This window comes from Paenibacillus sp. J31P190 (genome assembly GCF_059692075.1).
Map to the genome: position 1 here is coordinate 1 of NZ_JCAUAS010000056.1, position 13,595 is coordinate 13,595.

15 protein-coding genes are annotated in these 13,595 nt (G+C 44.8%); all 15 read right to left on the reverse strand.

All coding sequences use genetic code 11. The annotated features are described in order from the left end of the window. Window positions 1–198: 198 nt before the first annotated feature. On the reverse strand, window positions 199–1,197 hold the full coding sequence (locus tag AC58U0_RS36880) for an NADP-dependent oxidoreductase (RefSeq protein ID WP_497383605.1): 999 nt from the start codon (window positions 1,195–1,197) through the stop codon (window positions 199–201). A 104-nt stretch (window positions 1,198–1,301) separates the two neighbouring features. Then, window positions 1,302–2,384 carry an alkene reductase gene (locus AC58U0_RS36885; protein WP_497383606.1) on the reverse strand — a complete coding sequence of 361 codons (1,083 nt, stop codon included), beginning with the start codon at window positions 2,382–2,384 and terminating at the stop codon, window positions 1,302–1,304. A gap of 56 nt (window positions 2,385–2,440) precedes the next feature. Next, the gene (locus tag AC58U0_RS36890) at window positions 2,441–3,226 is read right to left on the reverse strand and encodes an SDR family NAD(P)-dependent oxidoreductase (RefSeq protein WP_497383607.1); all 786 of its coding nucleotides are present in this window, start codon (window positions 3,224–3,226) and stop codon (window positions 2,441–2,443) included. Beyond that, entirely contained in the window at window positions 3,223–3,924 is a 702-nt protein-coding gene (locus AC58U0_RS36895) for an SDR family oxidoreductase (protein ID WP_497383608.1), read from the reverse strand. The genes AC58U0_RS36890 and AC58U0_RS36895 overlap by 4 nt, the downstream gene beginning before the upstream one ends. Window positions 3,925–4,274: 350 nt before the next feature. Beyond that, complete coding sequence (locus AC58U0_RS36900) at window positions 4,275–4,853, reverse strand: TetR/AcrR family transcriptional regulator (RefSeq protein ID WP_497383609.1); 579 nt, start codon at window positions 4,851–4,853, stop codon at window positions 4,275–4,277. A gap of 376 nt (window positions 4,854–5,229) precedes the next feature. Then, window positions 5,230–5,595 carry an HD domain-containing protein gene (locus tag AC58U0_RS36905; RefSeq protein WP_497383610.1) on the reverse strand — a complete coding sequence of 122 codons (366 nt, stop codon included), beginning with the start codon at window positions 5,593–5,595 and terminating at the stop codon, window positions 5,230–5,232. A gap of 335 nt (window positions 5,596–5,930) precedes the next feature. Beyond that, window positions 5,931–7,094 (reverse strand): serine hydrolase domain-containing protein, encoded by a 1,164-nt coding sequence (locus AC58U0_RS36910; RefSeq protein WP_497383611.1) that lies wholly within the window; start codon window positions 7,092–7,094, stop codon window positions 5,931–5,933. Window positions 7,095–7,461: 367 nt separating this feature from the next. Then, window positions 7,462–8,169, reverse strand: a complete 708-nt coding sequence (locus AC58U0_RS36915; protein WP_497383612.1) for an ABC transporter ATP-binding protein — start codon at window positions 8,167–8,169, stop codon at window positions 7,462–7,464. Next, a complete protein-coding gene (locus AC58U0_RS36920) occupies window positions 8,162–8,950 on the reverse strand; it encodes an ABC transporter ATP-binding protein (protein ID WP_497383613.1) in 789 nt (262 codons plus the stop codon). The genes AC58U0_RS36915 and AC58U0_RS36920 overlap by 8 nt, the downstream gene beginning before the upstream one ends. Then, window positions 8,940–9,887, reverse strand: a complete 948-nt coding sequence (locus AC58U0_RS36925) for a branched-chain amino acid ABC transporter permease (protein WP_497383614.1) — start codon at window positions 9,885–9,887, stop codon at window positions 8,940–8,942. The genes AC58U0_RS36920 and AC58U0_RS36925 overlap by 11 nt, the downstream gene beginning before the upstream one ends. A 13-nt stretch (window positions 9,888–9,900) precedes the next feature. Next, window positions 9,901–10,776, reverse strand: a complete 876-nt coding sequence (locus AC58U0_RS36930; protein ID WP_497321633.1) for a branched-chain amino acid ABC transporter permease — start codon at window positions 10,774–10,776, stop codon at window positions 9,901–9,903. A gap of 66 nt (window positions 10,777–10,842) precedes the next feature. Next, on the reverse strand, window positions 10,843–12,030 hold the full coding sequence (locus AC58U0_RS36935; RefSeq protein ID WP_497383615.1) for an ABC transporter substrate-binding protein: 1,188 nt from the start codon (window positions 12,028–12,030) through the stop codon (window positions 10,843–10,845). 159 nt (window positions 12,031–12,189) lie between these two features. Beyond that, window positions 12,190–12,804, reverse strand: a complete 615-nt coding sequence (locus AC58U0_RS36940) for a reverse transcriptase domain-containing protein (RefSeq protein WP_497383616.1) — start codon at window positions 12,802–12,804, stop codon at window positions 12,190–12,192. Further along, window positions 12,794–12,958, reverse strand: coding sequence for a hypothetical protein (locus AC58U0_RS36945; protein WP_497383617.1), 165 nt, complete (start codon window positions 12,956–12,958; stop codon window positions 12,794–12,796). The genes AC58U0_RS36940 and AC58U0_RS36945 overlap by 11 nt, the downstream gene beginning before the upstream one ends. A gap of 203 nt (window positions 12,959–13,161) precedes the next feature. Next, entirely contained in the window at window positions 13,162–13,398 is a 237-nt protein-coding gene (locus AC58U0_RS36950; RefSeq protein ID WP_497383618.1) for a hypothetical protein, read from the reverse strand. Window positions 13,399–13,595 lie beyond the last annotated feature (197 nt).

Here is a 13,595-nt window from a genome sequence, read left to right on the forward strand (position 1 = left end):
CAGATTAGCCTAGCAATCCTTACTCTTTTCATTCGTCAACCTATTCTAAATGGGATGAAATCCTGCGAATTCACGAGCTTTCGTGAGAAAATTAAATCATATCGAGGGAGCGTAATCAGCCAAATGCTACTAAGCGTGAATGCGGTGTTATGCCAAGGCACCTTTCGAGCGTATTTCCAAAATTCATATATCCTCTCCTTAAAAGGTTACTATCACTTTTCCTTCGGAGTGGCCAGTAGAAACTTTATTTAAAGCCATGTTAATGTCATCAAAATTATAAACTGAATCTATAGCGGGCTTAATATCTTCATCCTCAACTAGTTTCGTCAGTTTTTGTAATTGCCTGCCATTGGCGGACACGAATAAGAAGCGATATTCTTTATTCTGTTTAACTGCTAATCGATCTAAACGAGCACCTACTAAACCAAACAATAGCTTTTTCCATATTGGAAAGTTATTTTCAGCAGCAAAGCGGTAATTGGGTAAAGCCTTCAATGATACCAATTTCCCTTGGGGTTTGAGAATAGCAAGTTCCGTTTTAATTTCTTTTGCCCCCAATGTATCGATAACATAATCGATATTAGATAGCAAATCAAAATAATTTTCCTCTTTATAGTTAATGAATTGATCAGCGCCGATGGACAGTGTACGTGATCTCCCTCTTTCACTGCCGCTCGTAATCACATATAACCCCATCGATTTGGCAATCGGGATAGCCATCGTACCAAAGCCGCCAGTTCCTCCAGGAATAAATAGTTTTTTATCGGGTTGAACATGAAGTACATCATGCAAGGCTTGATATGCAGTCAAAGCCGTGAGGGGTACCGCGGCGGCCTCAATAAAAGAAAGATTTTTAGGCATAACGGAAATCGCTTCCTCATGGACTGCCGCATACTCAGCAAAAGCTCCGATTTTATTTATTGGCAGCCTCGTATAAACGTGATCTCCAACCTTGAATTTCACAACATCTTTTCCAACAGCCTCAATAACGCCGGATAATTCGTTTCCTAAAATTAAAGGGAAGTCATAATCGGCAATCATGCGAATACTACCATTTAAAATAAGAATGTCTAAGGGATTTACACCTGCAGCTTTTACTTTGATAAGAACCTCATGGTTATTGATTTCCGGTATTTTTATATTGTTTATTTCTAATTGGATTTGTTTTGAATATTTTTCCATTTGTGCAGCTTTCAATTCTTCATCTTCTCCTTTTCTCTTTTATCTTAATCCCACATTCGTTTATTGGAAAAATTGACGGCGTACTTTAACTTGTACGCCATAATAAAGCAATATCCATGTTATTCTTTACTGTTGTTGAGTTCTTTCATCGTAGGATAATCTGTGTAACCCTCGCTTCCGTTACCAGAGTACAATGTTTTACGATCTGCTTCATTCAAAGGAAAGCCTTCTTTAAGACGTTCAACTAAGTCCGGATTAGCTAATGACCATGCCCCGACTGGCGCCATATCAGCAAGGCCATTATCAATATCTACACTAAGATCATCTAGAGCCCGTCCAGCTCTATTGACTAATAATGGATTTGGCCAGATGTTGCGAATTTCACGGAGCAGTGTTTCGTTCCCTAAATGCATAACATGGAGGTAAGCTAAATTATATTGAGCTAATTCTTTTACAAGGTGAAGATAAACTTCAGGACCGTGTTCGCCCTCATCAATTCCGTTAAGAGATGTTCCCGGCGAAATACGGAAGCCTGTTTGTTCTGCTCCAATTTCTTCAACGATTGCTTTCGTTACTTCAATTGCAAAGCGAGCACGGTTCTCTATCGATCCACCGTATTTATCCGATCGTGTATTAGAATTCTCCCCAATAAATTGATTAATCAGATAACCATTTGCTCCATGAATTTCAACGCCGTCAGCTCCTGCTTTAATAGCTGCCGCTGCTGCTTTCCGGAAGTCTGCAATTGTCGTCTGGATATCTTCTTCACTTAACTCTCTTGGAACGGGTATTTCCTGCATCCCTTTAGCCGTAAACATTTCTACACCGGGTGCGATCGCAGATGGTGCAACGGGTTGACGATGATGTGGTGTATTGTCGGTGTGCGAAACACGACCGACATGCATTAATTGGATAAATATAAATCCACCTGCTTCATGTACCGCATCCGTAACCTTTTTCCAACCTTCAATATGCTTTTCCGTATAGATGCCCGGTGACCTTAAGTAACCTTGACCATCATCAGAAGGTTGTGTGCCTTCAGTAATAATTAAACCCATCGATGCTCTTTGAGCATAATAATGGGAAGTTAGCTCTCCCGGCGTACCATCCTCTTGCGCTCTACTTCGTGTCATTGGTGCCATCGCTAACCGATGGGGTAATTCCAGGTTGCCAATTTTCGTTTTGCTCCACAGTTTTCCCATTTTAAAAACCCCTCTTTGAATTGAGTTTATTTTATTAACTCCAATGTTTCTTTCGATTATCGCTCCACTTTAGCCTGTGCGGATCTGACCGCATTTGTCATGAGCTTGCGAGGCAGCAACCGCGGCAAGAACGCCATGAACTTGTTGCGCCCCCCTGTTATGATTAAAGTCTTGCCCCGCAAGAATTCGCGATATCCTATGTCAGCCACCTGCCCAACCTCCATGACGCCGCTTCTAAACAGCTTTGAGGTGGCTAGCCCAGCACGATCGACAAAGCCAGTCGCTGTCGCTCCCGGACAGAGTGCGGACACAGTCACGCTTGTGCCGCGCAGCTCATTCTCCAAAGCCTCAGTGAACGATAGTACGTACGCTTTTGTCGCGTAGTAAACTGCCATCAGTGGTCCAGGAAAAAAAGCCACCAACGAAGCCACATTCAGCACGCCCCCTTGGTGCCTTTTGACCATATCCGGTAAGAACACCTTCGTCATTACAGTCAGAGCCTTGATATTAATGTCGATCATATTCGTCTCTTGCTCCAGCTGTGTCTCCAAGAATTCCCCGTACAAGCCGAAGCCCGCATTATTAACAAGAAAGTCGACGGTGATCCCTTTTTCTTTAAGCTCCCTGTAGATTTCCTCCGCCACGCCAGGTAACGCAACATCTTTGGCGATGTATGTCGTTTGGACACGGTACTTTTCCCGATATTCCCTCGCGAGATCCACGAGCTTGTCCTCGCTGCGTGCGACCAGCACCAAGTCGAATCCGTCTTTGGCGAAACGATCCGCCAGCTCTTTTCCAATTCCGCCCGACGCTCCGGTAATTAGTACAGTTTTGCTCATCATTTAAGCTGTGGGTAAATAGCAGCTACACCGCCAGCGAGAGCACGCTGGAGTTGACGGCTCGGTTCATCAGCAAGAATTTCAAAGCTATCGGACTCTATTCCATCAATTGCAATTTTTGCAATATCAGCAGGGTTGGACTTCGGAGCTTCAACGCCTGACGTCATGTCTGTATCCATAAAGCCCACATGCAAGCCAGCTACTCTCACATTTTGAGGATACAGATTTAAGCGCAAATCGTTCGTCATTGCCCACGCAGCCGCCTTTGCAGCCGAATAAGCGCCTTCACTCCCCCCACTACTGAACCATGATAATGCGGAAAGGATATTCAGTATGGATCCTCCACCATTATTAATAAGAATAGGTGCGAAATTGCGAATCATGGATAATGTGCCAAAGAAGTGCGTATTAAATTCCAACTGAATTTGATCGAGATCACCGTCAAGCAAAGTAGCGCCTGTAGCCGATCCTGCATTGTTGATCAGAAGCGTTACATCTTGAGCGGCCATAGCAGCTGAAGCTACCTCTTGAGGGTTCGTAATATCAAGCTTTACAGGAATTGCACCGGGAATGTCAATGGACTGCGGATTTCTTGCTCCGGCATACACCTTAGCCCCTCTGGATAGAAGTTCAAGGGCAAGATGGCGACCAAAACCTCGGTTCGCGCCAGTGACAAATGCAACTTGTTGAGAAATATTCATTTTCATGTGCTCCTTTTATTGTATTCTGTTTATGAAATTGTTTTCTTGAAGCTATTCGGTCTGCGTTTTGATACGTAGTAAGTACGGTAAGCGAGTTTTACTCGATACTTGTTTTTTAACGAGAACGATCGTTCTCAATATCGTAAAAAAAATGCTGCGTGCCTTACTCTGTTGTTTTTGTGTGTTGTGTTGTTTGTTGTTTTAACTGCGCTGATAAACTTCATTGTAAACTATGCGGCGATTATTTTTGAGAATGTTCATTCTAAAATAGGCGTAAGATAACTCGATCGCAAATAGCATGGATTAGCAGAAGGGAGACTTTACATCTGAACTGACTACCACAATTACCCTTATTTTTCCAGGAGCTTCATCGAAATATGAGTAATACGGTGAAGCTTTTCTTTGGAAGCCGAGGTTCTTGCCATTACCCTTAACCCAATCCATACATTATGCAGGTATTCCGCCAATTCCTCAGCATTGTATGTGGAGGTGAATTCACCGTCACGTTGTCCCCAAATAATAATCTCCCTGAGCAATTGCTCTGCTGTCGTGAATGCTTTCGTGGACTTGTTATCCACCTCGACGTCGCGCGCCGCCAATTCTACGGCCGAATTCACCATTAAACAGCCTGCTGGCGAGTCCTCATCCCCGTCGATCATGAAACCAAAAATAAACTGTAATGCCTCCGATGCGGTCTTGGATCGTTTAACCCCTCCTGCAAGCGCGGCGCTGATTTTGTCGTCAAACCGATCCATCGCTTTCAGGAACAGATTATGCTTATCTCCAAAAGTATCATACAAGCTTCTTCGATGAATACCCATATGCTCAACCAACTCGGTCATGGACGTTTTCTCGTACCCCTGCTCCCAAAAGAGCCGCATCGCCTTATCCAAGACCTCTTTCTCTTCAAACTCCTTGCTTCTCGCCATTCCCATCTCCCTCCCTCAATTAATATAACATATTGAGAACGATCAGTAAAGAATCGTTATGCTCTTTTTTGAATGACATAATATTTCCATTGAGTTGGTTGTCCTACAATTCTACATATTGGAACTATCCTGCCCGAATAGCTGAATGCCCAAAAGTATATATATTTTGACTTTGTCGGCAATCGGACGATATTCTTGGCCTGGATCGGCAATCGGAACATATTCTTGACATTGAGAAATGACAAGAATATGTTCCGATAAAATAAAAAAGCCGCCATTTTGGCGGAAATTAATCGGACTATATTCTTGTCACTCGACAAATTCACATCATCATCAGTTCAGTTGCTTTACCTAATTTAAGCTTCACTAATAAATCTCATAGATAAAACTTTGACGAATCATTTTCATGTCTCCAGCTTTCGTTATAAGCTAATATCTTCTCGGGTGCAATTTGATTTTCTTTCCAAACCGTTCCCTTTGAATGTACGTTCTGCGCAAAAGCTTGCATCTTATCAATTGCCTTAACGAATTGTGATTCGAGTGTGTCTCCTTTTTCAAACTCATCCCACAATTCATTGAATTCGCTTTTGAAGTCCTCTGGGAGCTGTGCAAACAGAAGCTCAGCAGCTTCATCCTCTCTTAGTTTCTTCCCAACACGTGCCTTAATATCATGGGTGAAAGTATCACCAGCATAAATCTCAACTAAAAGAAAATTAATTAACTGAGTAATACGGGTAAACATTAATATTTCTCCACCTCTTTAAAAACATATTATTCTCTTTCTCTTCCTGTAGTACATAATCCTGCCCCGTTCGTTTAGTCGCCGGGGCGGCCATCACTTTACAAACCCGCCTAACAAAGATTCTTCATCTAGATTAATCATCACTCCAACCTACTAAAAAAGCGTTCACCCAGTAGAGTGAACGCCTAATTACTTCAAAACTTTTTTTCTTCAACACATGTTATTTATCAGTCTCAATAAAGGAATGGATTATCTAATTCGATGCTTCTCAGTTTTTGAATCATTCGCTGTGATTATAGCGCCAATGTATTCTCTCGCCACCGTTAACCCCGGACTTAATCCAATGCCCCGTAAATGGCAGCCCGCAGTCGAGGATGAATGAAAGGCTCAAGGCTCGGCAGCAGCTGCTGCATGTACACGACGGACAATTCTTCCTTAGGATCGATCAACAAGTAAGACCCGGCTAGACCGGCCCAGCCGAATTCACCGATCGAGCCGTTGATGCCGCCGGCTGCAGGATCGGTCATAACACGGACCCCCAAACCATAGCCATAACCACTCATTTGCGGCCAGTTAAAATCCTTGATCTGTTGTGGATTTAAATGATTGGTCGCCATCAAATGAACCGTTTTCGGGCTAAGAATCCGCACCCCGTCCAGCTCCCCGCCCTTCGTCAGCAGCTGCGCAAATCGGCTGTAATCGCCGATCGTCGAAAGCAGGCCACCTCCGCCGCTTTCATGACGGCTTCCCGGTTGATAGCGGGCGTCCATCCTGGTATTAGGAGTAAGCGTACCGTCTTCTGCACGATCGTACATGGTACATAATCGTTCTCGCTTATCCTCCGATATCCGGAATGAGGTGTCGGTCATTCCCAACGGAGCGAAAATTTCCTTCTGCAGAAACTCTCCGAATGTTTGTCCGGACAGCACTTCGATCAATGCTGCCAAGACATCGTGGCTTGTACCATACTTCCAGTGCGTGCCGGGATCGAAAGCCAGCGGAACTTCTGCCAACGCTTTGGACAAAGCCTGCATGTCAACGGTCGCTGCAGCGTTCTCCATGATTGTACGGGTTTGCCGTTCGGTTTCCGTGCCGTCACCACCGTACGTAAGCCCGGAGGCCATCGTGAAAAGATCCTTGATCCGGATCGGACCCACTGCAGGGGATAAAGACTTCGTACCATATTCGTTATATCGGTACACCTGCGGATTTTTGAACTCCGTCAGGTATTCCTCCAACGGATCGTTAAGCAGATAAAGTCCTTTCTCGTAAAGCATGAGTGCCGCTGCGCAGGTAATTACCTTAGTCATCGAATAGATCCGGTAGATTGTATCCGGAGTGATCTCCTTCTTCTTCTCCAAATCCGCATAACCCAGGGTTTCCTGATAAACAACTTCTCCCCGCCGCACAACGGTACAGGCACAGCCGGCTGGCCCCTTTTCCATAACACTCTTAAGTAGCGGTGTCAATCGATCATTCAGTCGCTTACTTGGGTTCATTTTCCTATCCCCTCCCAGAAACGTTTTCAACTATAATTATAACATAATCTTCCATAAGAATTTGAGCATCCCAATAATTTCTGATCCCTGTACTCCAAAGCCTCCAATGATGTTCACCACTTTCGGAATCATAATCCATAAATATCTTATTTTCCATAAAGTATATCTTTTGGTAATCATCACATGTGCTTTTGCAATCTAAGATTCCTTAATCTAGTACCGAGAAAAACAAAAACAGTCCTATCGCGCAAGAGATGCGAATACGACCGTTTTTTAGAGTAAGAAAAACGCCAAGCCGATCACGTTCGAAGGCTTGGCATATATTTTCGTTAAAATGTTGGCAGGACCCGTCCAGAGCTGCCGCTCTTTAATGACCGCCAAGATAAGCCTGCTTCACCTGGTCACTGGCCTGCAACTCAGCAGCCGTTCCCGAGATCACGACTTTTCCGGTTTCAATCACATAAGCGCGATGAGCAATGGATAGCGCCATATTTGCATTTTGTTCGACCAGCAATACTGTCGTGCCGGTGCGGTTGATTTCTACAATAATTTCAAAAATGGTTTTAACCAACAAAGGCGCAAGTCCCATAGATGGTTCGTCCAGTAAAAGCAGCTTAGGGCGTGCCATTAGCGCCCGACCCATCGCAAGCATTTGCTGCTCGCCGCCAGATAGCGTACCTGACAACTGTTTACGACGCTCCAGAAGTCTAGGGAATAACCGATACACGTTCTGCATATCTTCGCGAATGGCATGTTTATCTGTTCGCAGATAAGCTCCGAGCTCCAGGTTTTCTTCAACGGACATGTTAGCAAATACGCGGCGGCCTTCTGGTACATGGGAGATCCCCGCTTTTACTATCTCTTGTGCAGGCTTGCCTGCAATAGATTCGCCCATGTACTGGATATCCCCTTGCTTGGGTTTAAGGATACCGGACAATGACTTCAAAAGTGTGCTTTTGCCTGCACCATTGGCACCAATTAAGGTGACAATCTCCCCTTGATTCACTTCCAAAGAGACTCCCTTCAGGGCTTGAATGTTGCCGTAATATACACCCAGTTCATCAACTTTAAGCATCGCCGCTCTTCACCTCCTCGCCCAGATATGCCTCAATGACCTTGGGATGGTTGCGGATTTCATCAGGGGTTCCTTGTGCGATGAGCTGTCCATGATCGAGCACATAAATCCGTTCACAGATACCCATTACTAATTTCATATCGTGTTCAATTAATAGGACGGTTAACTGAAATTCTTTGCGGATAAACGCAATAAGCTCCATCAGTTGATGTGTCTCTTGCGGGTTCATCCCTGCTGCCGGTTCATCCAAAAGGAGCAGCTTCGGGCCTGCGGCTAACGCGCGAGCGATTTCCAATCGTCTTTGCTGACCATAGGGCAAATTTTTGGCGATTTCATCTTTATAGGACTCTAACTGAAAAATCCTGAGAAATTGCAATGCTTTCTCTTCGATTTCCTTCTCTCCGGCAAAATGCGAAGGAAGGCGCAAAATAGAGCTCATCATCGAATGCTTAGACAAAGAGTGATAAGCGACTTTGACGTTATCGAGTACGGACAGTTCATTAAAGAGACGAATATTCTGGAAGGTCCGACTAATCCCGCTTCGTGTAATTTGATAAGGTGCGAGTCCATTCAACTTCTTGCCATCGAAAAGAATATCGCCCTCTGTTGGCACATATACACCCGTCAGCAGGTTAAAACTAGTCGTTTTTCCCGCTCCATTGGGGCCGATAAGACCAATGAGTTCTCCTTGATGAATTTCCATATTAAATCCAGATACCGCTTTTAATCCGCCGAACTGAATGCCGGCATCTTTTACAAGCAGCAAAGGTTTATTTGCCATGCAAACGTCCTCCTTTGCCAAACGACCATTTACCTAAGTAAGAAGTGATTTCTTTAGTTCCCATCAAACCTGTTGGTCGATACAGCATGACAACAATCAGTATGACGCTGTAAATGACCATCCGAGTTTCCGGATAGCTCTGCAGAAAAGTGGAAACGATCGTCATCAATATCGCGGCAAGCACCGCGCCGGATAAGCTTCCCAATCCGCCAAGTACAACGAAAATCAAAATATCGAAGGACTTCAAAAAGCCAAAGTTCGTCGGCTGAATGATATAGAAATTGTGCGAGTATAAACCGCCGGCAATACCAGCAAAAAACGCCCCAATTGCAAAAGCAACAACTTTATAATACGTCGTGTTAATTCCCATCGCATCCGCGGCTATTTCATTTTCCCGGATCGAAATACAAGCTCGACCATGCGTGGAATTCGTAAAGTTCATAATAACAAGTAAGGTAACGAACAGACAAAGGAAGGCATATGTCCAATTGGTCAAATGTGGAACCTGCATCCCAGCTGCCCCGCCTACATATTCAATATTTACGAACACAATGCGGATAATCTCCCCAAAACCGAGTGTAGCAATTGCTAGGTAGTCACCTTTTAGTCGCAAGCTCGGAATGCCAATCAGCAAGCCCGCTGCTGCTGCAACTACGCCTCCAATAACTAAAGCAAGCGGAAAAGGAAGATGCAGCTTCGTACAAATTGCGGCTACATAAGCACCTACGGCCAAAAAACCTGCATGACCAATAGAGAATTGACCTGTAATCCCGATGACCAGATGTAAGCTGACAGCGAGAATAATATTAATCACAATAAAAATTAACGTATTCGAATAAAAAGCATTCAATATGCCTGTGCTTATGAGTAACTGAACAAGGCCATACACAATAATGGAAACAATAAGGAATAACCAAAATCCGTTAGTTTTTTTCATCCTCGTCCGTCACCTACACTTTCTCTCGAGTATTTTTACCCAAAATGCCTGACGGCTTGAAGATGAGAATTAAAATCAAAATAATGAATGCAGCAGCATCCCGCCAGTTGGAGTAGCCCAGCGCACTAACCAACGTTTCAACCAAGCCCAGGACAAGTCCACCGATCGCAGCTCCCGGGATAATACCAATCCCGCCTAACACGGCCGCAACGAATGCTTTTAAGCCTGGAATCACGCCCATGAGCGGTTCTATCTTCGTATAGTAGATCCCGAAAATAACCCCTGCCGCACCTGCTAGAGCAGAACCAATGGCAAAGGTAGCCGAGATCGTCCGATCCACATTAATGCCCATCAAGCGAGCGGCTTCCGCATCGTGGGATACGGCCCTCATCGCTTTTCCGATTTTCGTACGGCGAACAATGAATTGCAGAATAATCATTAAGAACACTGATACGCAGAGAATGAAGATTGAAGCGCTGCTGATCGATGCTCCCAGAAATTTATAGCTTTGATTCGGCAATACTTGCGGAAACGCTTCAGGCTGAGCACCACGCAAATAGATAGTTCCGTATTCAATCAGAAGGGAAACCCCGATCGCTGTAATCAGCGCTGCTATTCGGCTCGCGTTGCGCAAGCGCTTGTATGCAATTCTCTCAATAACGACTCCAAGAAGCGCGCAGATAACCATAGCGATGATCAGAGCCGGGAAGAAGCCTAACCCAGCGTACTTAATGGCATAGAAGCCGATAAACGCGCCGACCATGAACACATCGCCATGCGCAAAGTTAATGAGGCGAATAATACCGTAGACCATCGTATAGCCTAACGCGATAAGCGCGTAGATACTGCCAAGTGATATCCCGTTAATAATCTGCTGTATCCAATCCATAATTTTCAATCCCCTTCTGAAAATGAAACGGGTGAGGGAGATTCCCCCACCCATGCTAAATGCGTATTAAGGATTAACTTTTGTTTCGAACTGTTGCTTACCGTCTTTATACTTTAACACTGTTGCAGTTTTAATCGGGTTGTGCTGGTTGTCAAATGTAATTTTTCCGGAAACCAAAGCCAAATCTTTGGTTTGCGCCATAGCATCCTTAATTTTCGCTCCATCAGTCGAGCCGGCACGTTTGATACCGTCTGCGATCAGGTAAACTGAGTCATAACCAAGTGCGTTAAATGCGTCCGGGGATTTATTCTCGTATTTGCCTTTAAATGCTGTAACAAAGTTTTGAATCGTTTTGTCCGGATCTTCGGAGGAGTAGTGATTCGTAATAAATGTATTGTTCAGAGCCGCAGCGCCCGCCAGTTCAACCAGCTTTGGAGAATCCCAACCGTCTCCGCCCATGAATGGAATCGTGATTCCCATTTCCCGTGCTTGCTTGATGATCAAACCAACTTCTTCGTAGTAGCCTGGAATAAAGACGAACTCTGGATTCGCTGCTTTAATACGAGTCAATGTCGCGCGAAAGTCTGTATCTTTGGCTACATAAGATTCTTGAGCGACTACAGTACCTCCAGCTTTTGAGAACGTATCTTTAAAGGAAGCTGCAAGTCCTTTCGCGTAATCGCTCGCGTTGTCAGCAAAGATTGCCGCCTTCTTCACGTTCAAGTTTTTAGCTGCAAAGTTCGCAGCAACGTTACCTTGGAAAGGGTCGATAAAGCAAGTACGGAAGATATAGTCATTGACTTTGCCGCTCGTTCCCACAGTTACGTTCGGGCTTGTACCAGAAGGTGTCAGCAATACCGTTTTGTTATCTGTAGCGATTTGAACCTGTGCTACCGTGTCTCCGCTTGTTGCTGCACCAATAATCGCGGCCACCTTATCTTGGCTAGTTAATTTAATAGCTGCATTCGTTGCCTCGGCTGCCTCTGACTTGTTGTCAGCTTTAATAATTTCGATTTTCTTACCATTGATTCCGCCATTTTTATTAATTTCTTCTGCGCCGAGCTCGATCCCTTGTGCAATAGATTGTCCGTAAGAAGCAACAGCACCTGAAAGCTCCAAGTTAGCTCCAATTTTGATAACATCACCTGAGCTGCCCGACCCACTTCCCGCTCCACCGCAACCAGTCAGCAGTCCCGCCAACAATGATGTACTCATAACCGCATACGAAACTTTTCCAAAGATATTCTTCTTCATGTTGTTCCCCCATTGTAGATTCGTAATTTTTTTATTTATGTAAAAAAGGATACATAAATAGAGTTAACTTACCCAGCATGTTCAACTTGCTAATCAATTAACCGATTGTCAATTATACTATAACAAAGTTCACAAGTTGTCTATAATTTCGTCAAAATTTTAGACAGAATGTCTAGTACGCTTGTTGTTTAGCTGAGCGAAAGGCTGCCGATCGTGCCGGCAGTCTCGCAACGGCGAGATGACGCCACCTTGTGGTGTGCCTAAGTCGGAGCGTCTTACCGATCCTTCTTCCATAACTCCTACTTGCAGCCACTTCCTAATTAACTTCAATATCCGCCTGTCATTGATGCGCATTTGCACCAGTTTCATTAGCTTGTCTTGGTTAATGTTGTCGAAGTAGCCTTGGATATCGATATCGATGTCGACTACCCAATTCCCTTTACGGTTGCAGGCTTTACGGATTCGGTCTAGTGCTCCCTTTGCACCACGTTTCGGGCGAAATCCGAAGGATGTTTCATGAAAATCCGCTTCAAAGATGGGTTCAATCATTAGTTTTGTTGCCATTTGTACGACTCGGTCTCGAACCGTCGGTATTCCGAGCGGTCTTTGTTTTCCATCCTTTTTAGGAATGTATTGACGTCTCACTGGATCAGGATGGTATGTGCCTTCTTGTAGCTCACGCTTACATTCCTTGATGAACGAAATCTCCCCGTGCTTTTCGATGTCTGCAAGAGTAACGGCATCTATACCAGCCGCGCCTTTGTTAGCACGCACTCTTTTCCCATGCTTCGCATAGAATGTCCCATCTGTGAACCTTGTCGTACAAGGAGTGGAACTTACGTTTCTTGTTTTCCTCGGCTGCATGACCTAGCTTTTCTTGGAGTTGTTGAACTTTTTCCTTTGGTGTCGTTAGCCGGTTGGCATTCACTCACTCGTACCTCCTTAAAAAGCATAAACAAAGCAGGGCACCTTCCCTCCCGAAGGTTATGTTGTCCTTCGGTTCTTTGGTACTATGAGCCCCTCGGACTCCCTTCCTACAGACGGCTCACTTCGCTTTTCGAGCCTATAGAGTGTCTCTTTACGGTTTCTAAAAAAAATCCGTGCAGGGGAGGGTCTCCCCAGTTCACTGCATTATCTTTCATACCATGCCGATCCCTTTACACCGGAGGATTCTTCACTGCTGTTCCAAGATCTACGCAGCTTCCTTGGCCTTCGTCTATGTTCACGAGACTCAGCTTCCTCTTGTCCCTCTTGCGAGGCCTCTTTGACGATACGGCAGGATTCACTTGATGTTACGGCCTGGTATGTTGCTCGCCCTGCCTCTGACAAGTACTTTTGTCGATGCGCTTTACGCACAGATTTCGCCATACGCAAGCATCCTAGCTACAAGGGTGGCTTGGTCCCTCCCGTGGTTGGACTTGCACCAACTAGATAATGCGTGCCTCTGGGCACGCTGAACAAAAAGAGGAGCTGCCGCGTTGAAGTGACCCCCAAAAGTTAGACAGTATATAGTTAGACTGCCTTTAGCGCATGAGTTCGGTACTGTACCGGGCTCATGCCTTTTA

What these genes read in the sequence shown, in the direction of transcription:
- AC58U0_RS36885 (WP_497383606.1), bottom strand. Translation starts at nt 2,384, where the DNA reads ATGGGAAAACTGTGGAGCAAAACGAAAATTGGCAACCTGGAATTACCC.
- AC58U0_RS36890 (WP_497383607.1), bottom strand. Translation starts at nt 3,226, where the DNA reads ATGATGAGCAAAACTGTACTAATTACCGGAGCGTCGGGCGGAATTGGA.
- AC58U0_RS36895 (WP_497383608.1), bottom strand. Translation starts at nt 3,924, where the DNA reads ATGAATATTTCTCAACAAGTTGCATTTGTCACTGGCGCGAACCGAGGT.
- AC58U0_RS36900 (WP_497383609.1), bottom strand. Translation starts at nt 4,853, where the DNA reads ATGGCGAGAAGCAAGGAGTTTGAAGAGAAAGAGGTCTTGGATAAGGCG.
- AC58U0_RS36905 (WP_497383610.1), bottom strand. Translation starts at nt 5,595, where the DNA reads ATGTTTACCCGTATTACTCAGTTAATTAATTTTCTTTTAGTTGAGATT.
- AC58U0_RS36910 (WP_497383611.1), bottom strand. Translation starts at nt 7,094, where the DNA reads ATGAACCCAAGTAAGCGACTGAATGATCGATTGACACCGCTACTTAAG.
- AC58U0_RS36915 (WP_497383612.1), bottom strand. Translation starts at nt 8,169, where the DNA reads ATGCTTAAAGTTGATGAACTGGGTGTATATTACGGCAACATTCAAGCC.
- AC58U0_RS36920 (WP_497383613.1), bottom strand. Translation starts at nt 8,950, where the DNA reads ATGGCAAATAAACCTTTGCTGCTTGTAAAAGATGCCGGCATTCAGTTC.
- AC58U0_RS36925 (WP_497383614.1), bottom strand. Translation starts at nt 9,887, where the DNA reads ATGAAAAAAACTAACGGATTTTGGTTATTCCTTATTGTTTCCATTATT.
- AC58U0_RS36930 (WP_497321633.1), bottom strand. Translation starts at nt 10,776, where the DNA reads ATGGATTGGATACAGCAGATTATTAACGGGATATCACTTGGCAGTATC.
- AC58U0_RS36935 (WP_497383615.1), bottom strand. Translation starts at nt 12,030, where the DNA reads ATGAAGAAGAATATCTTTGGAAAAGTTTCGTATGCGGTTATGAGTACA.
- AC58U0_RS36950 (WP_497383618.1), bottom strand. Translation starts at nt 13,398, where the DNA reads ATGGCGAAATCTGTGCGTAAAGCGCATCGACAAAAGTACTTGTCAGAG.